Here is a 24,864-nt window from a genome sequence, read left to right as displayed (position 1 = left end):
TATATAAACATCTTGAAATCAGCTAGCGATCGCTAAAAAATCCTCATTATGCAACATTTTTGCTATTTTGTTCGTATTGGTTTGCCAATCGGCGTTAATTTTGTACCAGTTCCATAAATTATGTCCCCGCGCAGCTAAATCGTTTTCAACATCACTAAATTTGTTTTGTAACAACTCTTGCGGGTGGGTTAAATAACAAACTGGTTCTACCGCAGTGGTAGCAGCATAGGGCGATATCACATTGCACGCATGACTTGCAAAAGCCATGAAAGTACTTGATTTTGTTAGATTTTCTGGCGGCTGACCAATAATACTAAAGCCAACACGATGCAGGAATTGAGAGACTTTTTCTGGAGGAATGACGCCGTGAAATTTAACGGCGTGCGTAGGAAGTATTTCTGCTAAAAGCTGTTTTTCTTCTGAGTCCCATCGCGTTTCTAATGGACCAATTAAATGCAGTTGCTCAAGTAATCCTCTGCTATATAATTTTTTCAGTGAATCTGATAATTCTTGTAATGTCAATAGCCGCGTATACTGTAGCCCAAATATTAAAAACTCTTTTGGCGATCGCTGAGTAAAACTAGCATCTACAAATTCAGTTGGTATAATATTTGTACCAACAGGAATCCAAGAAATTTTGGCACTAGGAACAAGCGCTCTAAGCCGCTCAGCTTGATGCAGTGTCAGGCAACCAACCGCATCTGCTAAGCTAATCAACTCCTTGGTGATTTTGCTATTTAAAGTTTCAGTTAAAAAATGCTTTTTCCATATAGGTAAAGAAGCCCATAATTCGTGGAACATAACTAAAAGCGACTGTGAAGGATGCTTTTTGCGCCACTGCTTAAGTGCTAAGGGCAACCAATAAGGACAGCCGTATTTGTGATATCCTCTGCCTGCATACTGTAAGAGAATATTTGCATCAGGAAAACGCTCTAGCAGAGCCATAAAAGAAGCATAATTATTGTGAAAATCATAAATATCATCTATACCCAAATGCTTTCTTGATTCAATGGCTCCGCTTGTAACCAAATGGATAACTTTTGTTTTTTCATCCGGCCAGTGCCGACGGATCATCGCTGTGTAATTTCCCTGCCCGCACGGATGTGGAGGTAGAGGAGTTGATACTATAAGTAACTTCTGCATGAACTTAAGCTTAACTATTGCTGAAGCTTGATAACTAAAATTGCAATACTAATAATTTTGACTTGCGCATACGGAAGATATGCTCTACGCAAGCTCAAATATATTGTTTCAAATTTATCTGAATGCCTTAATTTTTACAATAGCTAATATCGTAAGAAAGTCAGTTACAAGTTAGCTAATAATCATAAGCTTTCAAACTTGTTAGTAGCTTAGTTTAGATAAGGCGATCGCATCGCTTTGGCTAACTGATATGACTTAGACAACGACTTACTAGATGAGTGATGAAGCGCTAAATTAGATTGACGTCAACTATCTAAATCTGGCTCAATTCCTAAAGCTTTCAGTTGATTAGCTAATCGTTCTGCTCGCGCTTGCTCTTGCTCTAATTGTGATTCTGCTTGCTCAGCACGTTGTTGCGCCTGCTGTGCTTGTTGTTGTATCTGTATAGCTGCTTCTTCAGGAGTTGGTACTATGCTTCCATCCGATGTAAAGTAGCGTAATTTACCTTCAGCAATACCTATATACAGATTTAGCACTTCGCTCCAACGCCATCCTGCATCGTTGGGCATGATTTCTTGATAGTGTTGACCACTAAGACGAAAACCTTGGAATTCTAAAGTATCTGGGGAAAACCAAAAGTATTCTGGAGTGCGAAACTGATTTTGGTAAAGCTCCTTTTTGAGCGTGCGATCTACTCCAGCCGTAGAATCAGAAAGTAACTCAATAATTAAGTTAGGGTATTTGCCTTCTTCTTCCCAAACCACCCACGATTTACGCGGACGTTTCTCTGTGGGTTGTACTAGAAAAAAGTCTGGTCCTCGAAAATCGCGATTGCGTAGTTGCTGCCTGCTGTAGTAAATTGTCAAGTTAGCACCGATAAAGTAATCGTTTCGCTCGCGCCACAGCCATTCTAAGCACGTAACCAACAACAATAGTTGCAGATAATGTAGAGAACTTTCCATTTCTGGCTCGTCACTCAGTAGCTGAGTTGCATCGGGTAGCTGTGCTTCTAGTTGTTCGACTGTGAGGAACATAAGACACCAGTAGCAATGGGAGTATTATCTATTGTAGCGATCGCGCTCATTCGCTGGTAGATTTTAAAAATTATCATATTTCAAATATGTAAACTCTACTTTAGTTTTTAAATAATTTGAGCATAGTTTTGCTTGTTAAAAAGCTCCTGGTATTTTCTGCCTACTATCCACAATCTCCACAAATCAAAAATATTAAAGTGATAATCTTTGATTTTCAAGGTACTTATTAATCCTATCAAACTAAAATAACTTAAGCATTCTACATACTTAAAAAAGTTAGGTAAATAACAACCATAAGTTAAAAGTGCAGCTAAAAAAGCAGTTTGCTGCTGCATTTTCTGATCATTGAAAGAACGTTTATCATGAATGTAATGATGAATGATGTATGTTTTTGGGCAATAACGAATCCGATATCCCAAGGCTTTCAATCGTGCTCCAAACTCTAAATAAAGATTACCAAATTTAAATAACTCTAAGTAATGGTGAGAAGAGAAAATAGCTCGTGGATAAATCGTCGCTCCATCACTAATAGCACAAGTATCATCAAGATTGCGAGGAAGTTGACTAAATCCTCTAGGTTGAATTTCTCCAGGTAAATATGCTATTCCTGTTGTAGAATCTATTTGATCGTAATGGCTTTCACCCAGAATCCAAATACTAAGAGGATCTGCTTTAACTACAGCTTCAAGTATTTGAAAATGGTCTTCAGGAAACTCGTGATCGTCATCCATGGTTCGCACATGAGTCCCTTTGCAAGCTTGTGCAGCATGATTGCGATTGGCGTATAGTCCACGTTTAGGTCCTTTAATGTATTGGCAGTCCCACTGTTTGGCGATCGCCTCTGTTGCTGTAGCATATTCTAAATCAGAATCGTCTGACACTATAACTTCAAAAGGTTGAACGCTCTGCGATCGCAAACTTTTCAAGCAACGATTTAGCGACTCAGGGCGATTTCGAGTAACCAACGCGACACTTATCTGTATCTCCAACACGTTCATGATCCCTAAGACAATTTATACGATAGTGCTAAATAAACCTTGCTATTTTTAGTAAAACTATTCAAAATCCAAAGCTTTGTAAGAAGCTAAACCTTTGTACATCAATACTATATTCAAAGCCAAAGAGGGGATATTAGAAAGAATTCCAAACATAATTACTCCTTCAATAGTAGATAAATTTATTAAGAAGAGTAAAGCAATCTGAGTAGTAAGTGTACTTGGAATTGAAAACCACGAATAAGAAACCCATGCCTTTGAGCAATTTAAAGACCACATAACTCCCACTACGTGACTAAAAATTGTACTTAATGCAATCAAAAATAACTCATTCTGTAAATGCGCGTATTGTTCGCCCAAGAGCCAAAGTATCTGCACAGGGAAAATAGCTATAAATACTAATATACAGAAACCAAGAAAACAAGAAATGCCTACAATTTGCCAATATTTACGGTGTAACAAAGTTACTGAATGGCAACGAGCAAAACTGGGAGAGATTATACCTGCTATTACTGAATTAATGATAGAAAATATAACAGCCAGTCTACTTAAAGCTCCAACCTCTGCAATATTTTGTGTATTGCCGAAAAAACTAATCAACCAAACTGTAATTTGTCCTTGTATGCAATAAAAGATAGTATTTGGTGATAAAGATTTAATAACTGCTAATATTTCATGGTAGTAGTCTTGATTAGTTTTTGCTTCGCTATCTATATTTTGAGTAACCCATTTAATAAGAACAGAACGTTTGAGCAGCAGTGAAAGTGATGAGATGAAAACAGCTATTAGGGCATTTAAAGATGTAAAATAAGCGCAGAGTAACAGGACAAGGCGAGAAACAGAAGGTACTAATTCTATAGTTTGAATTCGATTGATTTGGGAGTAAAGCCTGGGGACAATTTCTAATACTCCTATTGTTAACTGAGCATTTAACCCTAGAATAATTACGATTACTATTAGAATTGCAGATAAAATTGATGCGCCATTACTAATTAATAACCAAAGTGTTATGGGTGTAACAGCAACAACAGAGATAATAGATAAGTATATTCTCAGTTGCAGCGCAGTATTGATCAACTGACTGAACTGATCCCGATTTTGCCAAACTCTACCACCAATAGCTGAAAGACCAGCAGTAATACCGCTATCCGATAACACAGTCATAGACCCTTGCATGGTGTTAGCAATCGTAAAGTAGGCGTACTGCTGCTTATCTAGAGTACGAACTATTAGAAGACCACTAATAAAACCTAACCCCTGAATGATTAATTGTACAGAAACAAATTTACTCAGGGTTTTACACCAATAAATAGCTTTAGGAGAAAATTGTAACATTCGCATATTCAGTATTATGGTCTTCTAAAGAATCTCAAGGTATTTCTCCAATCTTTGATTTTTATAAAGTCTGATGGCTTAAAATCTGATCCTGCATCAGTATTGTTTTCGACATGCCTATAGTAACTATGAAGAGTGTTGTCGAGAGGAATACCATTAACTACAATACCTAAAATATTTTGTCCAGATTGGTCAAGATATTCTTTAGCAAACCTAGAACTACTGATGTCTGCAATGCCTGGTCGAGTGACTAAAATTACACCATCAACAACCTTACTTAAAATAGAGGCATCAGCAGCAATGCTTAAAGGTGGAGTATCAATGATGAGATAATCATATTGTTTTGCATATTGCGTAATTAAGGTAGACATACTTCGAGAATCAATTAAAATACCTAAGTCTGATTCAGAAGTACCTGTTGTGAGCACGTCTATATTTTTTGCAACTGGCTGAATAGCCTTCTTATTAACTCCAACACGTTTGGTGATCGTATTCATCAACCCGATGTGATTAGCAATCTCCCAGATCTGGTGCTGAGACGGATGACGTAAATCAGCATCGATAATTAACACCTTATAATTAAGCAATGCCATCACTGCTGCTAAATTCGCACAAGTAGTAGATTTACCCTCTTTGGGGATAGAACTTGTTACTAAAATGACTCTAGACGAGCGATCCAACGAAGGAGGGAATTTAAGATTAGCTAGCAGCATTCGATAGCTTTCAGTGATAAACGATCGCGGTTCAGCTAGTACGGGAACTCGCCATTGTTCACGTTCTGTCTGAGATTCATTATGGAAAAGTGGAATTGTGCCAAGTAATTTATATTCAAAAATTTCACGAGCTTCTTTAGCCGTTTTAATCTTTTTATCGGTAAGCTCTAAAAGATAGACAATACCTCCAGCAATCATCAGTCCTGCTAAGCTTCCAGCGGCTAATGCTGATGTGTTACTAGCATTGATAGCTCCTGAAGGAACTTGAGCATATTCAATAATTTGGACATTACCAACTGTCCGGTTTTCGATAACTTTAATTTCTTGTAAACTTCTCAGGAGAGCTTCGTAAGTTGATTGCGCAGCAGATAACTCGCGTTCTAATTCACGTTGCTGCTGTTCCAGCCGAGGTAAATTAGTCGCTTTTTGCAGATAAGCTTTTTGTTGCTGAGTTAAGGTAGCTTGTTGCGAAATTAAGCCTTGGCGCTCAATTTCGGCTGCGATTAAATCAGAAATCAGGTCTTGCTGAATTTGTCCTACTTGTAATTGATTGTTACCATTAGGCGTTTGACCTTGCAAAACTTGATTAGTTTGCGTTTGTAGTAGTTGTTGAAATCGTGCTTCTCGCTCTTGTAGCGAATCAAGAATCGGATGATCGTCTCGATAACGCGATCGCGCATCTGCAATCTGGCGCTGGACAGTTTGTAATTCGGCTAATACTCCTTGGATTGCTGATGACTGGCTAATTGTTGCGATCGTCATTGCTTGCTGGGGATTCATTCCCAGTTGGCGCTGAAGACTTTGCGTGCGTGAATTTAAATCGACAAGTTGTGCTTCCACAGCATCAATCTGCGATCCAACACGTTCGATGTTTGCTGCTAGTGCTGTTTGCGATTGCTCAATATTCGTAAGTTGGTTTTTTTCCTTAAAGTTGCGTACAGCTAAATCGGCACGTTGCAAATTTGCCTTGACTTTCGGAAGCTGTGCTGTAATGAAGTTACCTGCTGAAATTGCAGCTGCACGATTATTTAATAAATTTTTGCTCACATAAACGTTCATTAATTGGTTAACAATCAAAGCCGCTTGCTCAGGTTCTTCACCTCGATACACAACTTGCAGAATCTCCGTTCCTTCAACAGCAACGATATCTAAGCCTTGTCGCAAACTTTCTAAGCTCAAGGTTGTGTTTTGGGAAGCTTCGTTGATCTGCTCTAAAGCTTGTTGCAAGATTGGTATAGAACGGATGACTTTTGCTTCGGTTGCTAGTGATGTGTCGTTCTGAGTTGTTGGATTGGCTTGCGTCGCCGACTGCAAGCCAATCAATGATGAGCTTCGATCTTGTCTAAAGAGTAGCTCTCCTTGTGCTTGATAAATAGGCACCCTTGATAACGTATGCAGATAAGTAATACCCATAACAGTGCCAAACGCAGCAACAGCAGGAAGCCAACGACGTTTGAGAATGTACCAGTATTTATGAAGGTCGAGTTCTGTTACTTCCATTTATCAGCTAAAATGATAGTTGCAGTTGCTTTTTACGCTCCCAAATCCAATGTTGCTAACAAGCACCAACGCCGAAGATCACTCGAGGAATCGTAAGCAGGAGAATTTTGAGGTCTCGGTAAAGACTCCAATTGCGTAAGTACTCTAGATCGATCTCATTGACAACATCTAACTCTAAAAGGTGCGATCGCGCGCGAACTTGCCATTCTCCGGTGATTCCTGGTAAAGCATTGAGTCGCTTTTGCCCGTCAGGACTCAAGCGCAGTGCATCATATAACGCCCACGGGCGCGGTCCTACCAAACTCATTTCTCCCCGTAATACGTTAATGAGTTGCGGTAATTCATCTAAGCTTAGTTTGCGCATCCAACGCCCCATGGGTGTAATGCGAGGATCGTGCTTCAGCTTGTGTAATCCCTGCTGATTTTTCATAACTTGATGATGTTGCGTTTCAGCATCCGCAACCATCGTGCGAAATTTAAAGATGCGGAATAACTTACCACTTTGCCCGACACGCCACTGCTGAAAGAAAATTGGTCCAGGCGAATAAAGCCGCACTAGCAACATGAGTACTAATAGCAAAGGACTTAGTAGCATCAACAACAACGCCGCCGCACTAAAATCAGCAAGGCGCTTGCACAGCCAAGGAAATGAGTTGTCATGTTTATACAACGCCTCCATCACGGCTATACGTAGAAATACAGGCTTTCGTGCTTGCGCGGCTGCATCTGCCCATAACTCTAGTTGCGCTTCACCGATTTGTGGATTCAGGCATACTTTTTTTACCGCCGAACCTTCTAGGGATTCTACAATGTACTGCCTAATTTCGGATGCTGGTAGAGAAAACTCTTGAAATTGCTCGATTGTCAATTGTCCTTGAACTGATTGTGATTGACGGCGCGGAGAATTAAGTTGAATTCGCCTAGGCTGATTTAAAATAGATAACTTACTATCTACGGCTTTATATTTGAGCATGTCTTTATTCTTAATTCTTATAAACTCAAGCTACCGATAACACTTCACTTGGCTCAATTTAGTTAAATTGCGTGCAAGCCTCAAACATCAATGCTCAAAAACGGCTTAGTGTACCGTATACAGACCACATGACGAGCGATCGCATCGTTAAACTAATTTAAGTACTTACACTCGTATGCTATGTAGCTAATTGTTATCCAAAATACAAAAATAATTTAGATTTTGTAAGTTATTACCTTTGACTCATAGCTTTGATTTTGTAAGAAACATAACTTTGCTTTATTAAAAATATGTCAGTAGTGTGTTAGTTCCGCATTACCAGTAACTTTATCGGTTTTGATTCAATTTGGCTAGCACGAGAGATCAGAACAAAGTTATGCAAAAGTCAGGTGCAAATCGGATTGCATTCAATAAACCGTTTAAGCGCTTCATGAGTAAAAGTGTACATACTGTGAAATACAATTAATTATTTGCATAACTACTAATGGCTGCACTCTGATATCCTGGTACGTTATAAATTTATTGAGAAATGCTTTTTGTTAAAAGTCTCATCGTTGAATGAGAAAAGTTATTAGTCAAAATTGATTGCTCATTTCTTGATTAAGTTAGCTAGTCTACGCGTACTCCTCTTATGAAGTTCAACTAGTAGCTTACTTCGTTCAAATCCTAGTAAATAGTAAGTAGAACGCTTGCTACTACTAACATATCTTAAGATTGACATATTATTCGACCATCAAGATATAATAGATTGCAGACAGCTAATACTGTTTATCATTAGCCATCTTGCCTAACAGATAATAGTTATTTGTAATCAATATGCTGATCTATATAGTTTTTGCTTTCGTCGCGCTCAGTATTCTGTTGTTACTGCTGTATGTTGTGAATTTTGTATTAAGGGTAAGTGGTATTGCTGAGGAAGAACAGGAAAGATACTGAAAAAGTATGTATTTTTAAAAAAATAGATATGACTTCTGACTTTACCTCTAGAGGGGTAGCTCTTTATATACTAAAATTTAAAACGTAGGGATAGCTGTGTAACTTCTATTAATGTGCAAAGTGTAAAAGCTATTAACATCAGACAACTTGTCAGAGCAAAGGCTTAGTCAGTAATGAAGCAATAAACTACATAAATTGTAATATGTGATAAATAATTTGTTCTTGTAAAAAAAAATAAAAACCATTAGTATAAATTGCAAAGAGTAGATAAAATAAATTCTGACTAAATAAAAAAAAGTTTCCCTCACAGGATAGAACCAAGCATCTGTTATCAACGGTAAAGTACTGATGTTGGGACATTTGGTTATGCCTAAATAGCGTTCACCATAAGTACTTGATTTCATATGCAAAACTTATTTGATCTACTTATCAAGATTGCCACCATACTTAGTTAAGTAAAAATAACTAATCATAAGGTGTTGGATGCGGAGAATCGTGATTGCGAGTGCTAACAGTAGTCCAAAAGCGTGATTGAAAGTGAGTATGAATGACCTTCCAGGAAACCAGCGTTCTCAGGGTGAATTTGATTATACGCAGTTGAATCCAGAAAATCGCCTCCTTATCCAGCAACATACGCAAGAACTCAAAGAAAGACTGCAAAGAACAGCCCAAGATATTTGGGAAATCGGACAAAAATTAGCTGAAGTCCGTTCAAGACTCAAACATGGACAATTTGATAATTGGTTGAAAGCTGAATTTGGATGGAGCCGCCGTACGGCTTACAATTTTATCAACGTTTATGAAACTTTTAACGAGCGTGCAAAATTTGCACACTTTAATATCGCGACGTCAGCGCTTTATCTATTAGCCTCGCCCTCGACACCTCAGGATATCAAAGATCAGTTTATTGAAGTAGCCCAAACAGGGCAAAAAGTCACACACAAAGATATCCGCAAAGCACTCGAACACCGCAATCAGCCACAATCAAAGCCTGTTGTTCAAGAAGAAACACAAGCGGAAACACTAGAAATTGTTGCTAAACCGCAAGTTGTCTCGATTATGCCACCAGGGGTCGAACCGGCAACTAAAAAGCTAAAAGACACCCCTGTATCTCAACAACTGTCATACTGGTATTTGCTGGGTAGAAAGCATTTATTATTTTATGGAAATACGCGATCGCCGCAATTTATCAATCGACTTCCGCCCTCGATTCCCTTAGCGTTGGGGTTAACGGATGGAGAATGGCAGCACGATTGGTTACTCGATAAAGCTAGTGCTGTACTCATCTTACAGCTAGCAGCAGTAGACGTTAAGTTGGTACAACGACTGATTACGATGTTCTCGCAACCTGGAGACTCAATTATTTTTCCGATTTTACCGAGTGGGGAAATCATTGCGGCTGTCCACAATTTACAACGGCTTGTCTATACCGGAGATAGCAATACCGCCGCGCTACAGCAGGCGATCGCTGAATCAGGTTTAAAGGCAGAAAGAGTCAATATTTTGTAGCTAGTAACGAGCTACTTGTCTGAAAACAATAACAATTGTTAAAATATTGCGTAATCACTTGCTTTCTTACGAGTAGTAGTGGTACATAGTAAACACAAGTAGTGTAAGTTAGTCCGCCTTACGCACTCATCAAGAAATTGCTATGTTTGTAACACGATGCAATAACTGATAGGCGTAGCTGGTCGTATATTATCTCTAACTTAGGTGCAAATAATGAACCTAAATTAAATATTCTGAGGAGTTTTACTTCCCTCTCGATTTCCTTTTACAGTGTATACACATTTGTATCACTTTGAACTTCTGGATTTGCTTCTCGACTCGGTGAACAAACGTTATGGGAAATAGAGCCTTAAAGTCTCTCATGTATGGGGAGATAGTCCGCCGGTCAGGTGTCCTCGTTGAGTGCAACTGATGTGGATTTAAGGAACAATGCAACTTGTTATGCTACTTCAAAGTAAATGGCTATAGTGACTGTAATGTTACTAACAATTTATTCAAGTCGCTACAATAGCTTGGGGAAGCAGTGCTGTAGCAGGGGTATTGCTGACTGAGGAATGAATTTTTGAAATCATCAACCGTTTGCTGCCCCTAAATCCACGCCACTTGCTATGGGGCGCGGACACCTCCGCACCGCAGTGGTCTTCCCTTGGGGACTTTAAGTGGTTCTTAGCCCCCAGGATTGGGGGGTTGGGGGACAATATCATACTGGATTCAGCAACGCCGTAGCAGGTAACTCGTTTATTCAGAATTTACATAAAAGGTAACTCAGGAGCATCGCGGCTAGTATTAATAATTGACAAAAGCAAATGCTTGATATCAAGCATGGCTAACTATTAGCAATGATGCAATTCTTCTTAGCAACAACTTACATCCGCTACTTTCATTTTTATGGTGCTAAAATATGTACTTCTTAAAAGAACTCAAAGGGCAACTTGCCAGTAAACAAGCAACAATCGGTGTGATTGGCTTGGGCTATGTTGGTTTACCGCTACTCGTAGCTTTTGCGGAAAAAGGTTTTTCTGTGATTGGCTTTGATATTGACCAAAATAAAATTCATCAAATCGAGCAAGGTCGCTCCTATATTAAACACATTCCAGGGGAACAGCTACAAAATAAGCTGATTTCCGCTACAAGTGATATGAGTCGGTTAAAAGAACCCGATGTCATCATCATTTGTGTTCCGACACCATTAAGTATTCATCGCGAACCGGATTTGAGTTATGTCACTCAAACAGCCTACGAAATCGCACATTATCTAAGAATGGGACAACTCGTTGTATTGCAAAGTACAACCTATCCTGGAACAACCGAAGAAGTCGTATTACCAATTCTGGCGGGAACTGGCTTAGTTGTTGGTGAAGAATTTGCTTTAGCGTATTCACCTGAACGCGAAGATCCTGCTAATGCTGACTACTCAATATTTAATGTGCCAAAAGTGATTGGTGGAGTAACCCCAACGTGTCTCGATTTAGCACAAACGTTGTATAACCAGATTATTACGCAAACTGTATCCGTTTCTTCAACTCGCACCGCTGAAGCGAGTAAAATTTTAGAGAATATTTACCGCTCAGTGAATATTGCACTCGTTAATGAGTTAAAAATTCTCTTTCATAAAATGGACATCGATGTGTGGGAAGTCATCGAAGCCGCAAAAACTAAGCCTTTTGGATTTCAAGCATTTTATCCAGGTCCTGGTTGGGGCGGACATTGTATTCCTATAGATCCGTTTTACTTAACATGGAAAGCCCGCGAGTATGACCTTTCTTTACGCTTTATTGAACTAGCTGGTGAAGTCAATACTTTAATGCCAAGCTATGTTGTCAGCCGTTTAGTGTCTGCACTGAATAATTGTGGAAAACCATTAAAAAATTCTGAAGTTTTGATTTTAGGCGTCGCTTATAAGAAAAATGTAGACGATCAACGCGAAAGCCCCGCGCTAAAAATCATTCAGCTACTGCAACAACAAGGCGCAAACGTGTCTTATCACGATCCTTATGCACCAACGTGTACAAATCATCGACATTTTCCAGAAATTAATTTACAATCCACAGCATTAACAAAAGAAAATTTAGCAACATTTGATGCGGTTATTATTGCTACAGATCATGATGATGTAGATTACAAACTAATTGCTGACTACTCATCTTTAATTATTGATACGAGAAACGTTTTGGCAACAAAAGGCTTGAGAACTGCTAACACTGTAAGTGCATAAAAGTAGGTGTTGACAGCCCCCTAATTTTATATGTGGGGTACTTTGAAAGGCTTGGTTCCCTTGAATTCTGGGGCGCATCATACTCCTGAAAGTATATTTTTGGAAAATTATGTATTGTCAAAACAAATATATAGCAGTTGTTGGGTGTGGTTATTGGGGTAAAAATCTTGTCCGCAGCTTTGCCCAACTTGGTGTCTTAAGAGTTATTTGCGATGCTAGCTATACGACAGTCAAGTTACTCAGCGAACAATTTGACGTTCCTTGCGTGACAGACTTTCAACAGGTATTATCACTACCAGAGGTGCAAGCTGTTGTGATTGCAACGCCTGCAACAACACACGCAGATCTCGTCATGCAAGCTTTAGCTGCGGGTAAAGATGTTTTTGTTGAAAAGCCGCTGGCGTTGACTTTAGGCAATGCTTTAGCAATTCAAACGCTAGCAAACAAAAGCGATCGCCTACTAATGGTTGGGCATTTGCTTGAATATCATCCTGCATTAGTAACACTACGTCAACTCGTCGCTGATGGCAAACTTGGCAAACTGCAATACCTTTACTCAAATCGCTTAAGTTTTGGCAAAGTTCGCACCGAAGAAAACGTGTTATGGAGTTTCGCGCCGCACGATATTTGCAATATTCTCGGATTTACAGGCGAACTTCCGCGCCGCATTCAAGCATTTGGTAGCAGTCTTAATACGGTTGAAGACTTTTGTACGATCAATTTAGAATTTGCTGACAATATCAAAGCGCATATTTTCGTAAGTTGGCTGCATCCGTTTAAAGAACATCGGCTAGTTGTTGTGGGCGATCGCGCAATGGCAGTTTTTGATGATGTCTCAACGGATGCTAAACTTTGCCTTTACCCGCAGCGCGTCGAATTTCAAGGTCATTTGCCAATCTTGCACAAAGATGCAAAACAAATTATTCCGCTACCGCAAGCCGAACCTTTACTTTTGGAATGTCAGCATTTTCTGCATTGCGTCCAAAACCGTCAACAACCCGTCACCGGAATCAAAAATGGGATTGATGTTTTAACCGTTTTAGAATCAGCGCAAGCATCCTTAACAACTCACGGCACAATAATTGAAATTGATATTCGGGAGAAGTGCTTTGTCAGTTAAATTACAGCCACCCGCTACCAATTACTTTGTTCATGAATCAGCCTATGTCGATTCTCCTTGTACGATTGGTACAGGAACGCAAATTTGGCATTTTAGCCATGTTATGCCCAATGTTGAGATTGGCGAAAATTGTAAGCTTGGTCAAAATGTCTTTGTCGCGGCTGGGGTGAAAATTGGTCGTAACGTTAAAATTCAAAACAATGTTTCGGTTTATGCAGGCGTCATTTTAGAAGATGATGTTTTTTGCGGACCAAGTTGCGTATTTACAAACATCAGAAATCCGCGATCAGCGATTCCACGCAACACCGCTAGTGATTATTTAGTGACTTTAGTGAAACGTGGGGCAACAATTGGTGCAAATGCCACAATCGTTTGTGGTGTAACGATTGGTCATCATGCGTTCATAGGTGCAGGTTCTACAGTAACGAAAGATGTTCCTGATTATGCTCTTGTCTACGGTAATCCTGCAAGACAACGCGGTTGGATGTGCGAGTGTGGCGCGAAGCTTGTCAGTCTAGATAAAATCCACGTTTGCAACGAGTGCGATCGCCAATATCAGTATACTAACCCGCACCAAATTCAAATAATAAAATGAAATCAATTTAGAATATGAAAATTCCAAGTTTTGATGCCAAGAGTCAATATCATCTACTTGCGCCTGAGTTAATCAATGTCGTTAGTTCCGTGATGGCTGATGGGCGCTATATTATGGGTCCACAAGTGAAATGCTTTGAAATGCAGTTTGCTAGCTACCTTGATTGTGCTTCTACGATCTCATGCAATTCTGGTACTGATGCTTTACACTTAGCTTTACGCGCCTTAAATATTGGTGTTGGAGACGAAGTAATCACTACGCCGTTTACGTTTATCGCAACTACCGAAGCGATTGGGATTGTGGGTGCGACTCCTGTGTTTGTAGACGTCGATTTAGAAACTTACAATATCGATCCCCAGCAAATCGAAAGCAAGATTACCGAACGTACTAAGGCGATATTACCTGTGCATCTTTACGGTCGTCCGTGCGATATGTCTACGATCATGGCGATCGCACGCAAATATAATCTCAAAGTCATTGAAGATTGCGCGCAAGCAACAGGCGCAGTTTGGCAAGGACAAAAAGTCGGAACGATTGGTGATGTTGGTTGTTTTAGCTTTTTCCCAACAAAAAACTTAGGCTGTTTTGGTGACGGCGGTGCGATCGCCACAAACGATCCTGAAATTGCAGATCGCGTTGAGTATCTGCGCCGACACGGGGGAAAAATTAAGTATCAACATGAAGAATTGGGCTTAAATAGCCGTTTAGATACACTGCAAGCAGCGATTTTATCTGTTAAGCTACCCTATCTCGAACAATGGAACACCGCTAGAAAGGCGATCGCCTATTACTATTTAGAACAACTCGCTTCTGTTGCAGGGATTGTACTGCCAAGCGTTGTTGCTAACGGTACATCTGTTTGGAATCAGTTCACGATTCGGGTTTTGGACGGACAACGCGATCGCCTCCAGCAACAGCTAAATCAAAAAGGAATTAGCACAATGGTTTATTACCCAATTCCTTTACATTTGCAGAAAGTACATAGTCACTTGAATTATCCTTTGGGTTCGCTACCCAATAGTGAAAAATTAAGTACTGAAGTTTTATCATTACCAATGTTTCCTGAGTTAAGTTTATTCGAGCAACAAATCACTGTCGAAGCAATCAGTCAAGCTTCAGCAAATTTATCCTGTATCCATGAATACGTATAATACTCATTTGCTAATTTCGTAATTTGTGTAGAGAAATGAATGTAAAAAAATAGCTAATTCCGATTTTTATGTCTCAAATTTCCACGGTTCGAGCTAAACCACGTGCTTACCTTAAGCTATCACTTAGTATACTTTTTGGTATTACTGGACAACTGCTCATGAAGCATACAATGAGTATTGCTGCTACAGAACTATTTACGTTATCGTTTGTTGTGCAATTAAGTTTAGCACTGGCGACTTATACGATTGGAGTAGCAAATTGGGTTTTAGCGCTACGGGTTGTCAAACTTAGTGTTGCTTATCCTTTAAGTAGTTTGAATTATGTGGGAATCTTATTCGGTTCGTACTACTTCTTTAATGAGACGATCACCTTTACACGAATTCTAGGAGTATTACTCATCTTTACCGGAGTTCTATTTGTCGCCTTATCTCAAAGCGATCGCCAACTCATATCGAAATGAATGTTCTTCCTTGGATATTTTTATTACTTGTCGTAGTTCTCGGTACTGTTGGGCAAGTATCTCTCAAATACGCACTCTATAATAATGCCTCGGCACCGAAAATTTTTAATTCATACTATTTTTGGATTTGGTCTATTTGTTATGTAATTGTTACGCTATTATGGCTCGTTGTTTTACGCACAATTCCGTTGAGCCAAGCTTTTCCTGCCCTTGGATTGACGTTTGCTTTAGTTCCCTTGGCTTCACATCAAATTCTTAAAGAAAAGATTGTTTTTGGCCAATGGATAGGAATTGCAATCATCATCACTGGAGTTTGTTTAGTTGTACAAATGTAATTTTTAAAATAAGGAAAATAGAATGATGATATTACCAAGAAAAGTATTAGTTACAGGAGTTGCGGGCTTTATTGGTTCTCATTTACTAGATAAACTTATAGCAGCAGGTCATCAAGTTGTTGGTGTTGATAACCTGTGCATGGGAAAACTAGAAAACATAGCACATCATCTAGATAATCCAGCGTTTAAGTTTCTACAACGGGATATCACTGAAGCATCGACATTTGCGGATTTAGAAGACTTTGACTGTTTGGTTCACTTAGCAGCATTTAAAATTCCCCGTTATGGTAAAGCAATTGATACGCTAAAAATTAATTATCAGGGAACAGAAAATGTTTTAGAGTTTGCGCGATCGCGTAACTGTAAATGCGTTCTAGCTTCGACTTCTGATGTTTATGGTCGCAATCCTAAATTACCATTTAACGAAGATGATGATTCCGTTTTAGGTTCGTCAAAGGTAGCCCGCTGGAGTTATGCTGTTTCTAAACTTTTTGATGAACATTTAGCCTTCGCTTATCAAGAAAGTTACGGATTTCCTGTTGTCATTTTACGCTTTTTTGGTTCCTATGGACCGCGACATCACTTATCTTGGTGGGGTGGACCACAATCGGTTTTTATTGAACAAGTTTTGAGCGATCGCGAAATTCAAATTCATGGAGATGGCTTACAAACACGTAGTTTTACTTATATCAGTGATACTATAGCTGGAATTTACGCAGCAATTATCAAACCTGAAGCCAACGGCGAGATTTTTAATATAGGAAGCGATCGCGAAATTTCAATATTGAACTTGGCTAAAACTATTAAAATATTAAGTGATACACCTGGTAATCTTAAGCTTAGATTTGTTCCTTACGAATCATTTACTGGGAAGAAGTATGAAGATGTGCGGCGTAGAGTTCCCGATAGTAGACGTTGCGAGCAAATTCTTGGTATCAAAGCGGCAGTTTCTCTAGAAGAAGGACTATTAAGAACAATTGCTTGGCATCGCAGTCTAAAATCACAAGAGGACTCAAGTCTACTTGTGCTGAGTTGAGAAATAGATTGGTAATTGGTAATGGGTAATTGATATTACCTATTACCTAAGTTACAAGTTGACGCCTATATTTGACAAATCACATAACGTAGTCTTTCCATAAGATAGACATAAGAGGAATAACTTAGAATTGCTTTATTTATTATAAAATTCATATGAACATTGCAGTGATTGGTGGTGGCTTGATGGGGCTAGTTTTAGCTCATCGTCTCTCGCAGCAAGGACATATAGTGACTGTTTTTGAACGTAATCATCAACTAGGTGGACTTGCAACTTATCACGATTACGGTTCTTTTGTGTGGGATCGCTTCTATCATGTTATCTTGCCTTCGGATACGCATTTAATTAGATATTTACATGATATTGGCTTAGGTGAGCAGTTACGTTGGCGCAGTACAGGTACAGGCTACTATGTCGATAAAAAATTATATTCAATTAGTAACACATTAGAATTTTTACGCTTTCCGCCTCTTAGTTGGTGGGCAAAGTTTCGGCTAGCTTTTACTTTAATATATGGCTCCCGCATTAAAAATTGGCAACCTTTAGAAAGAATATCTGTTGAGGATTGGTTAGTTAAAGTTAGCGGTAGGAAGACTTATCAAAAATTTTGGCTACCGTTACTACTAGCGAAGCTTGGAGAAAACTATAAAAAAGTTTCTGCGGTTTTTATATGGTCTTATATTAAACGTTTGTTCTCAGCGCGTGATTCTTCTCTAAATAAAGAAAAATTAGGCTATGTTGTAGGAGGATATAAAACAGTTTTTGATCGTCTTGAAAAGTTGATTTATACTGCGGGTAGCTGTATTTGTACCGGTGTAGCAATTAACAGAATTATTCCTGATTCTGTAGATGGTTTGTGGGTTGAGTACAAAAGTAAAAAAGAGCATTTTGATAAGGTTATTTTTACCGCACCTGTGGAAATTTTACAAGACGTTGCACCGCCTAGTCTTGTTCAAATGAGTGGTGATCGCACTTCAATTGAATATCTCGGTGTCATCTGCATGGCATTAGTTACCCGTAAACCTTTAGTTCCTCACTACATCGTCAATATTGCTGATAGTCGAGTTCCTTTTACTGGAGCGATCGGTATGACTAATCTTGTATCGCTTCAAGAAACTGCTGGATTACATTTAACCTATCTACCAAAATATATCCTATCAAGCGATCCTCTGTTGCAAAAAACTGATGCAGAATTGCGTCAACTATTTGTATCAGGTCTTCGTTATATGTTTCCCCATTTAAGTGAAAATGATATTGTCACCACTCATATTAATCGTGCCAAGCACGTTCAACCTTTACAGATTCTTAACTACTCGCGCAAAGCACCACAAGCTACCACTAGTCACAAAGATTTCTTAGTTCTCAATACTTCCCAATTTGTAAACGATACACTCAACAATAATACAGTCGTACGCCATGTTGAGGAATTTCTTAAAAATGAACGTTTAACAGTATGGAATCACTCGTAAAGTTTCTGTATTAACCGAAGTTGATAAACTGAAATAAATGGGTACAAAATATTTTAGTAATTTTTGCTAAAACTTTGTTCCCATTTACTATTATTTATTTTTGAGCATAGATCTGAATCAGATCGTCAAACGAATGAATCAGCTGGTACTGATCCACAATCCAACGCGCCACTATAGGGTTAAAGTCTGCGTACGTATTATATCCCCACTCAGTAAATTCGCGTTCTACATAAACAATAAGTTCAGGGGGATTAGCCCGCATTCGGGTAAGAAAGTTTTCTTCATCTTGTGCTGTTGGTAAAGCTACCGGAAGAAAAGTAAGTTCTTTACTAGGTGAGTGGGTTGCTGTGAGAAAATTTAGGATATTACCTTCGGGTAAAACTAGAACTGAAGTAGCACCAGAAGCATCAATAACGTCTATTGTTTGATTAAAGACTCGCGCTGTTTTAGCATCTGTCAAATAAAAAGTTCCGTAATCTGAGCTAACAGCATAATTGTAATTGCGAATCAGATTTCCAGCTTTAAAGCTAGCGCCAATTAATAGGCAAATCAGTAAGTAATGCCAAACAATTTTGCGGTTTTTTTGTGCTAAATAATAAAGCAAGGTAAAAAATAATATAATAACTGTTGTAGCGTATAAGCCATAAAAATTAATATAAAATAGCCAGCGAGAATTAAGGACTAGTGAAAATACTAACAATGCTCCTAGCAAACCTACTTGACTAAACTTGTGACGCTTTGTAAATAAGATAAGTAACCATCCAGCGATCACAGGTATAAACCACGATAGCTCTCCTAAAGGGTAAGCTACTGCCATAAACTGACTACGGAGAATTACTTTACTTAGCACAATAATGCCAGCGCTGGCGAAAGTAAAACTAATCAAAAACTCAGTGACATTCCTTATATTTTGTGAACTGTTGCTCTTTGATTTAACTAACCAATGTGCTGCTACCATGGCTAAGACAATGACTACCGAAGTAGTCAAAAAAACCTTAAGCGATAGCCACCATACTTGTAAAGTTTTAATCGGTGAAGTTTGAAACAATTGACTACGATTTAAAACATCAGCTTTAGCAATCGGAAATAACGAAGTATGAATATTTTCCCAAGAAGCTTGCTGCGCAAGTAAAGCTAATGGAATGAACGCCCAAAGGCTAGCAATCAATATTACTAACAAGCTACGATGTATTTTGATTTTGAACTTTTGCACTCCAGAGAGATTGATTGCAGCTAACACCCCTGCTATTGCAGCAACTCCATATTCCTGTTTTGATAAACCCGCTAGCCCACAAGCGATCGCAGCAGCTATCAGCCATTTCATTTTATAGGATGACTGTTCGTAATAATGTACACAACTAATCGCCATTAAACATAATACTGTTGCATATACGGCTGCATAGCTATAAGGCACTACAAAATTAAATATTCCTGAACCCAAAATGCAGTAAATCATTATGCACACTGTACATAAAGCAGCCCAACTTGCATTAGTCAGCGTCTTAGCTAACTGATAAACTAAAACTGTAGCAGTCAATGATAAAAGAAAACCTAGTATATAAAAGACTTCCAAACGGTGTCCAAAAATAAACAGTGCTAAAGCATTTACGTAATACGCAAGCGGACCATAATACGTCACAATATCGCGATAGAGTACTTGTCCTGTAAGTAAACGCGCTGGGATTTCTACTTCACGCCCAATATCGATAACCGCACCGTCTAGTTTACCCCAGCTTAATGCGGCGATCGCAGCAAAACAAACCAATACAATCCCCAGCCACAAATCAAGCCGTAACCAATTTTTTATGATTTGCTCTTTACCAAGACGTCTTCCCTGAAACTCAGCCGAATTTCTCATATTAAATTTAGCTCTCCTAAGTTTTTCAAATTTAATATCACGACACACTTTCTTTAAGGCAAAATCACAAGAAGTGTCAATGTTCTAAAAATTTCTAAAAAAATGTTGCGTTTACATTGGGAAATGCTTTATCGTTGTATTATACATAGAAGTCTGAACTTTCTTTATAAAGATTAAAATTACTTTCAATAAAAATTATAGGAGGTAAGCTAAGCTTCTATTAAGACTAATATATAGCAATTTCTACTAATTTGTGTCATATTTCATTTATATCAGTTTGAAATAACAACACTGATTCAAATTTAGTCATGGCTTAATTTAATCACTGCACTGTTGCCATATGTTTGAGCAATATCATACAGCTTTGCTGTCTAATTATTGATGTGCAGATCTTTACATCAAAGTAAGCTGTTCTATTCATTAATTAAACTTTAGTTATTAGCATCAGAAGTTAAAGATCGTAATAGCTAAGTAATAAAGTGCTACGTCGTGCTAACAAGTACACCCATCAAGTAAATCATATAGAAATACAATGAGTTACACAGCAGATTCCCATGAGGAATTTTTAATAGCACAAGTACAAACAAACCAAACTATATTTACAACTCAAACTCCTAGTATTCAAAATGCTTCTGACGGTGTACCCTATGAGCTTGGAATGAAGTTCAGAAGCGCAAAAGCTGGAGAAATCACTGCGATTCGTTACTGGAAAGCAGCTAACGAAACAGGAACCCATGTCGGTAAAATCTGGACAGCAACAGGTACACTTCTGAGTAGCGTAACCTTTACGAATGAAAGTACTTCAGGCTGGCAACAGCAAACACTTAATACACCACAATCGATTGCTGCAAACACAACATATGTAGTTTCTGTCAACGCTAATAGCCATTTTCCGATTACGTATAACGGATTAGGAACTACTGTAACCAATGGAGATCTCAGTTCAGTAGCTGATGGTAATAATGGAGTGTTTGCTTCTCAAGGTTCTTTCCCAAGTAGTTCGTATCAGAACAGCAACTACTTCCGCGATGTTGTATTCGTTGTTACTAGCAGTCAAACAATTACGAAGGTCAGTGGAGACAATCAAACTGGTACAGCAGGAACAACATTATCAGCACCATTAGTCGCTCAAGTGAAAGACGCTGCTGGTAATCCACAATCAGGAGTCACGATCAATTTTACAATTGATAGTGGCGGTGGCTCAGTCTCTCCTACTAGTGCAGTAACTGATACTAACGGACAGGCTAGCACTGTCCTTACCTTAGGATCAGCCCCAGGTGCAATCGAGCCAGTGATTAATACCGTGAGTGCAACAGCGTCTGGGATAGGTAGTGTAACTTTTAGTGCTACAGCTAATCCTACAGGCAATCCTACCACTCAGACTTTATTCACAAACCAAGTTCCTGGTATCTCGAATGCTAGTGATGGTGTTGCTTATGAACTAGGAACGAAGTTCCAAAGCTCTGCTGGAGGTCAAATTACTGCAATTCGCTATTGGAAAGCACCCAGCGAAACAGGTACGCATGTTGGTAAAATTTGGACAGCAGGCGGTCAAGTCTTAGCAACCGTTAACTTCACGAACGAGTCAGCTTCAGGTTGGCAACAGCAGGAGCTTAGCACCCCAGTTTATATAGACCCTAATACTACATATGTAGTTTCCGTCAACTGTAACAGTCATTTTGCACTGACCTACAACCAATTGGCAAACTCAGTAGTCAATGGATCGCTGAGAACGGTTTCTGATGGCAATAATGGAGTTTACGGTAGTTTTAACTCTTTTCCCACGAGTTCTTACCAAAATAGCAACTATTTCCGCGACATAGTATTTATTGTTAGCAGTACTGTTAATAAAGTAAGCGGTGATAACCAAAGTGGTACGGTGGGTTCGACATTACCTAACCCCTTGGTAATACGAGTTAAGAACAGTGCTGGCAATCCTCAAGCTGGCGTTACAGTTAGCTTTACGGTTGACAGTGGCGGAGGTTCAGTTTCACCGAATATTGCTGTCACTAATAGTAGTGGTCTAGCTAGTACATCGCTGACATTAGGTTCGATACCGAGTGGACCCAACAACGCTGTCGTTGTAACTGCTACAGCCAGTGGAATTGGTAGTGTTATCTTTACGGCGAAAGCTATTCCAGAAAACCCTAACGCAATCTATTTAGAGAATCTACAACAAGGTACGACAAACTGGAAAATCACTAATCAAGCTTTTAATGAGATTGCTGGTTATGCAACAGCAACAAGCGTTAACAAAGGTGGTTCGCTCCCCATTAAAGTTTCTCTGGCACAGTCTGGACAATTTACAGTAGATGTGTACCGTTTAGGATACTACGGAGGTAGGGGTGGTCGCTTAGTCGCTAGTAGTGGTTTGTTGAACGGAATTACCCAACCAGCAGGGACTTTAAATAGTACTACCCGTTTGTTTGAATGTAACTGGTCAACATCCTACGCGATCGCCGTTGGTGCTAATTGGACAAGTGGTTTGTACATAGCTAAGCTGACTGACCAACGAACAGGTAAGCAAAGCCAAATATGGTTTGTCGTGCGTGACGATAGTAGTAACTCTAAAATACTATTCCAAAGTAGCTTTACAACATTTCTTGCATATAGCAATACTGGCGGCTATAGCTTATATAGTTTCAATAGTATTGGTGGACAAAGAGGATTTAAAATTTCATACGACTGTCCCTTCTCACAAACTGGTGTTGGATTCGGTGAATTCAATAATATTTTTCGATGGGAGTACAACATGGTACGGTGGTTGGAGTCTCAAAGCTATGATGTGTCTTACATCACCAACATGGATGTACAGAATAATTCCCAGCTTCTACAGCAACATCAAGTTTTTCTGTCAGTTGGTCATGATGAATACTGGTCATTAGAAGAACGCAATCATGTTGAGCAAGCCCGTAACAGTGGAGTTAACTTAGGATTTTTCTCTGCTAATACCTGTTATTGGCGAGTCAGGTTTGAGAACAGCACAAGTGGAGTTGCTGACCGTGTTATGGCATGTTACAAAGACGCATGGAATCTAGATCCAGTCGCTGCACAAAACTCGAGTGCTGCAACCAATAAATTTCGCAGCCCGCAGAATAATAAGCCAGAAAGTGCTTTGCTAGGAGTCATGTACGTTGGTGACATAGATATTGTTTATGGAGGCTTTGATTTTGTTATCAAAAACAGCAACCATCCTTACTATGCTAATACAGGTCTTAGCAACGGCGATCGCCTCAGCCAATTAGTGGGGTTTGAATGGGATGCAATTAATCCAAATGCTTCTCCTAATGGGCTAGAAATTCTGGCCGAATCGCAATCCCCGCAGGTTCCTGACAACGTAGAATTAGAAGGATTTCCTGCTGGAACGAATCCTCGAGTATCACACGCAGTTCGCTATGTTGCTGCTAGCAAAGCAAAAGTTTTTGCAACTGGTTCGATTCAATGGATGTGGGGACTAGATAGCGATGGTGTATCTACCCCGCGTGAAGATCTTCGCGCTAAGCAAATTGCGGTGAACATCTTGGCAGATATGGGAGCTAAACCTTTGACCCCTGATCCAGACATTATTGTTCCCTAAGTCAACGCTATTTCTTCTTAAGGAATACAAAGATGAATTTGAGAATCAGACGCCGCCGCTTTGGACAAATTGCGATCGCCAGCGCAGCTGCGACGGCTTTAGGAAGCTTTGCTAAACGAACGCTGGCACAAACAGGACCAATTCTTTATGGTGTAACAGTAGATTCTACCGGCACAAACTTAATTATTCAAGCGCTGAATTTAGCCACAGGTAATCTCTTACCAACCAACATCCAACGTAAACTTGAAACTAACGAACGCATTAGCGGTTTTACCTCACTTCCCAACGGTAGATTTGCGATCGCAACAGGTCCTGCCACGTCATTGCCTGGTAGAGGCGTAGGACGACGCAGCCGTTTAATTTCCTCATCTGCACAAAATCTACCCGAACCTCAAGGGCTAGATGCAAATGCTGCATTTGAAAGTATACTCAACACTACTGACAACAGACTTCTTAGCATTGTTAGTCTCAATCAAGGAACACCGCCATTTCGTTTTGCCAATGTCGATCGTCAATCTGGCAGAGTCACCTATTTATCTGATATCGATTTACGACCTAATCGGCGATATAGCAATCTAAGCCAATCGCCTAAAGGTAACATATACGGTACATTGCTTGGTCCTGACGGTGGTCCAACTCTAGTCCAGTTCGACTTTGCCAACCGCTCCATCGTGACTGGTAAAGCTAAAATTATACCGATTGCGCAGTTGACTTATAATAAACGACCCTTATTTAATGACGTAGCTAGCTTAGCATTATCCCCCTCCAACCAATTATTTGCACTGGCTGACCCGACTTACGAAGGTACAAATTCTCTATTTTCAGTCAACATTCAAACTGGAGAAATGACCTTTCTACGAAAATTTGCCGTACAGAAGATTACTTTTACTCGCTAATCAATTTATCGTC

18 protein-coding genes are annotated in these 24,864 nt (G+C 39.3%); 11 read left to right on the top strand and 7 right to left on the bottom strand.

Annotated features, from left to right (window positions below; translation table 11 throughout):
• Window positions 1-18: 18 nt before the first annotated feature.
• From NIES1031_RS19575 to hepC, 6 genes are all read right to left on the bottom strand, one after another.
• Window positions 19-945: a glycosyltransferase gene (locus NIES1031_RS19575; protein WP_143167828.1), complete on the bottom strand. Its 927-nt coding sequence runs from the start codon at window positions 943-945 to the stop codon at window positions 19-21.
• Between the two features lie 503 nt (window positions 946-1,448).
• Window positions 1,449-2,177 (bottom strand): Uma2 family endonuclease, encoded by a 729-nt coding sequence (locus tag NIES1031_RS19570; RefSeq protein ID WP_073551151.1) that lies wholly within the window; start codon window positions 2,175-2,177, stop codon window positions 1,449-1,451.
• Window positions 2,178-2,284: 107 nt separating this feature from the next.
• Window positions 2,285-3,175: a glycosyltransferase family 2 protein gene (locus tag NIES1031_RS19565; protein WP_073551150.1), complete on the bottom strand. Its 891-nt coding sequence runs from the start codon at window positions 3,173-3,175 to the stop codon at window positions 2,285-2,287.
• A gap of 57 nt (window positions 3,176-3,232) precedes the next feature.
• Entirely contained in the window at window positions 3,233-4,507 is a 1,275-nt protein-coding gene (locus tag NIES1031_RS19560) for a lipopolysaccharide biosynthesis protein (protein ID WP_236738919.1), read from the bottom strand.
• Window positions 4,508-4,521: 14 nt separating this feature from the next.
• The gene (locus NIES1031_RS19555) at window positions 4,522-6,720 is read right to left on the bottom strand and encodes a GumC family protein (RefSeq protein WP_073551148.1); all 2,199 of its coding nucleotides are present in this window, start codon (window positions 6,718-6,720) and stop codon (window positions 4,522-4,524) included.
• A 55-nt stretch (window positions 6,721-6,775) separates the two neighbouring features.
• Complete coding sequence (gene hepC / locus NIES1031_RS19550; RefSeq protein ID WP_073551147.1) at window positions 6,776-7,693, bottom strand: heterocyst development glycosyltransferase HepC; 918 nt, start codon at window positions 7,691-7,693, stop codon at window positions 6,776-6,778.
• Window positions 7,694-9,172: 1,479 nt separating this feature from the next.
• On the opposite strand from hepC, the gene NIES1031_RS19545 reads away from it, so the two are divergent.
• The 9 genes from NIES1031_RS19545 to NIES1031_RS19505 all read left to right on the top strand — a co-directional run bounded on the left by NIES1031_RS19545 (window position 9,173) and on the right by NIES1031_RS19505 (window position 18,520).
• A complete protein-coding gene (locus NIES1031_RS19545; RefSeq protein ID WP_073551146.1) occupies window positions 9,173-10,138 on the top strand; it encodes a DUF3102 domain-containing protein in 966 nt (321 codons plus the stop codon).
• Between the two features lie 901 nt (window positions 10,139-11,039).
• Window positions 11,040-12,353, top strand: a complete 1,314-nt coding sequence (locus NIES1031_RS19540; protein ID WP_073551145.1) for a nucleotide sugar dehydrogenase — start codon at window positions 11,040-11,042, stop codon at window positions 12,351-12,353.
• 109 nt (window positions 12,354-12,462) lie between these two features.
• Window positions 12,463-13,473 carry a Gfo/Idh/MocA family protein gene (locus NIES1031_RS19535; protein WP_073551144.1) on the top strand — a complete coding sequence of 337 codons (1,011 nt, stop codon included), beginning with the start codon at window positions 12,463-12,465 and terminating at the stop codon, window positions 13,471-13,473.
• On the top strand, window positions 13,463-14,068 hold the full coding sequence (locus tag NIES1031_RS19530; RefSeq protein WP_073551143.1) for an acyltransferase: 606 nt from the start codon (window positions 13,463-13,465) through the stop codon (window positions 14,066-14,068). Before NIES1031_RS19535 ends, NIES1031_RS19530 begins: the two co-directional genes overlap by 11 nt.
• A gap of 14 nt (window positions 14,069-14,082) precedes the next feature.
• The gene (locus NIES1031_RS19525; RefSeq protein ID WP_073551142.1) at window positions 14,083-15,219 is read left to right on the top strand and encodes a DegT/DnrJ/EryC1/StrS family aminotransferase; all 1,137 of its coding nucleotides are present in this window, start codon (window positions 14,083-14,085) and stop codon (window positions 15,217-15,219) included.
• A gap of 158 nt (window positions 15,220-15,377) precedes the next feature.
• A complete protein-coding gene (locus NIES1031_RS19520) occupies window positions 15,378-15,680 on the top strand; it encodes a DMT family transporter (protein ID WP_236738918.1) in 303 nt (100 codons plus the stop codon).
• On the top strand, window positions 15,677-16,015 hold the full coding sequence (locus tag NIES1031_RS19515) for an EamA family transporter (protein ID WP_073551140.1): 339 nt from the start codon (window positions 15,677-15,679) through the stop codon (window positions 16,013-16,015). Before NIES1031_RS19520 ends, NIES1031_RS19515 begins: the two co-directional genes overlap by 4 nt.
• Window positions 16,016-16,037: 22 nt before the next feature.
• Window positions 16,038-17,051: an NAD-dependent epimerase/dehydratase family protein gene (locus tag NIES1031_RS19510; RefSeq protein WP_236738917.1), complete on the top strand. Its 1,014-nt coding sequence runs from the start codon at window positions 16,038-16,040 to the stop codon at window positions 17,049-17,051.
• A gap of 155 nt (window positions 17,052-17,206) precedes the next feature.
• Window positions 17,207-18,520 (top strand): NAD(P)/FAD-dependent oxidoreductase, encoded by a 1,314-nt coding sequence (locus NIES1031_RS19505; protein ID WP_073551139.1) that lies wholly within the window; start codon window positions 17,207-17,209, stop codon window positions 18,518-18,520.
• A 94-nt stretch (window positions 18,521-18,614) separates the two neighbouring features.
• Here the strand turns inward: NIES1031_RS19505 and NIES1031_RS19500 are convergent, their stop codons facing one another.
• Window positions 18,615-20,378, bottom strand: a complete 1,764-nt coding sequence (locus NIES1031_RS19500; RefSeq protein WP_073551138.1) for an ArnT family glycosyltransferase — start codon at window positions 20,376-20,378, stop codon at window positions 18,615-18,617.
• Window positions 20,379-20,910: 532 nt separating this feature from the next.
• Here NIES1031_RS19500 and NIES1031_RS19495 point away from each other — a divergent pair.
• Window positions 20,911-23,955 carry a N,N-dimethylformamidase beta subunit family domain-containing protein gene (locus NIES1031_RS19495; RefSeq protein WP_073551137.1) on the top strand — a complete coding sequence of 1,015 codons (3,045 nt, stop codon included), beginning with the start codon at window positions 20,911-20,913 and terminating at the stop codon, window positions 23,953-23,955.
• Window positions 23,956-23,987: 32 nt separating this feature from the next.
• The gene (locus NIES1031_RS19490; RefSeq protein WP_073551136.1) at window positions 23,988-24,851 is read left to right on the top strand and encodes a hypothetical protein; all 864 of its coding nucleotides are present in this window, start codon (window positions 23,988-23,990) and stop codon (window positions 24,849-24,851) included.
• Window positions 24,852-24,864 lie beyond the last annotated feature (13 nt).

The sequence above is a fragment of the Chroogloeocystis siderophila 5.2 s.c.1 genome (assembly GCF_001904655.1).
In the GTDB taxonomy this organism is placed as follows: Bacteria; Cyanobacteriota; Cyanobacteriia; order Cyanobacteriales; family Chroococcidiopsidaceae; genus Chroogloeocystis; species Chroogloeocystis siderophila.
The sequence above is the reverse complement of the archived record's forward strand: the minus strand, read 5'-3'. Positions and strand labels throughout refer to the sequence as shown.

Excerpts from the sequence above, each read along its gene's own strand:
- NIES1031_RS19575 (WP_143167828.1), bottom strand. The coding sequence starts at position 945 with ATGGCTCTGCTAGAGCGTTTTCCTGATGCAAATATTCTCTTACAGTAT.
- NIES1031_RS19570 (WP_073551151.1), bottom strand. The coding sequence starts at position 2,177 with ATGTTCCTCACAGTCGAACAACTAGAAGCACAGCTACCCGATGCAACT.
- NIES1031_RS19565 (WP_073551150.1), bottom strand. The coding sequence starts at position 3,175 with ATGAACGTGTTGGAGATACAGATAAGTGTCGCGTTGGTTACTCGAAAT.
- NIES1031_RS19560 (WP_236738919.1), bottom strand. The coding sequence starts at position 4,507 with ATGTTACAATTTTCTCCTAAAGCTATTTATTGGTGTAAAACCCTGAGT.
- NIES1031_RS19555 (WP_073551148.1), bottom strand. The coding sequence starts at position 6,720 with ATGGAAGTAACAGAACTCGACCTTCATAAATACTGGTACATTCTCAAA.
- hepC (WP_073551147.1), bottom strand. The coding sequence starts at position 7,693 with ATGCTCAAATATAAAGCCGTAGATAGTAAGTTATCTATTTTAAATCAG.
- NIES1031_RS19545 (WP_073551146.1), top strand. The coding sequence starts at position 9,173 with ATGAATGACCTTCCAGGAAACCAGCGTTCTCAGGGTGAATTTGATTAT.
- NIES1031_RS19540 (WP_073551145.1), top strand. The coding sequence starts at position 11,040 with ATGTACTTCTTAAAAGAACTCAAAGGGCAACTTGCCAGTAAACAAGCA.
- NIES1031_RS19535 (WP_073551144.1), top strand. The coding sequence starts at position 12,463 with ATGTATTGTCAAAACAAATATATAGCAGTTGTTGGGTGTGGTTATTGG.
- NIES1031_RS19525 (WP_073551142.1), top strand. The coding sequence starts at position 14,083 with ATGAAAATTCCAAGTTTTGATGCCAAGAGTCAATATCATCTACTTGCG.
- NIES1031_RS19520 (WP_236738918.1), top strand. The coding sequence starts at position 15,378 with ATGAAGCATACAATGAGTATTGCTGCTACAGAACTATTTACGTTATCG.
- NIES1031_RS19515 (WP_073551140.1), top strand. The coding sequence starts at position 15,677 with ATGAATGTTCTTCCTTGGATATTTTTATTACTTGTCGTAGTTCTCGGT.
- NIES1031_RS19510 (WP_236738917.1), top strand. The coding sequence starts at position 16,038 with ATGATGATATTACCAAGAAAAGTATTAGTTACAGGAGTTGCGGGCTTT.
- NIES1031_RS19505 (WP_073551139.1), top strand. The coding sequence starts at position 17,207 with ATGAACATTGCAGTGATTGGTGGTGGCTTGATGGGGCTAGTTTTAGCT.
- NIES1031_RS19500 (WP_073551138.1), bottom strand. The coding sequence starts at position 20,378 with ATGAGAAATTCGGCTGAGTTTCAGGGAAGACGTCTTGGTAAAGAGCAA.
- NIES1031_RS19495 (WP_073551137.1), top strand. The coding sequence starts at position 20,911 with ATGAGTTACACAGCAGATTCCCATGAGGAATTTTTAATAGCACAAGTA.
- NIES1031_RS19490 (WP_073551136.1), top strand. The coding sequence starts at position 23,988 with ATGAATTTGAGAATCAGACGCCGCCGCTTTGGACAAATTGCGATCGCC.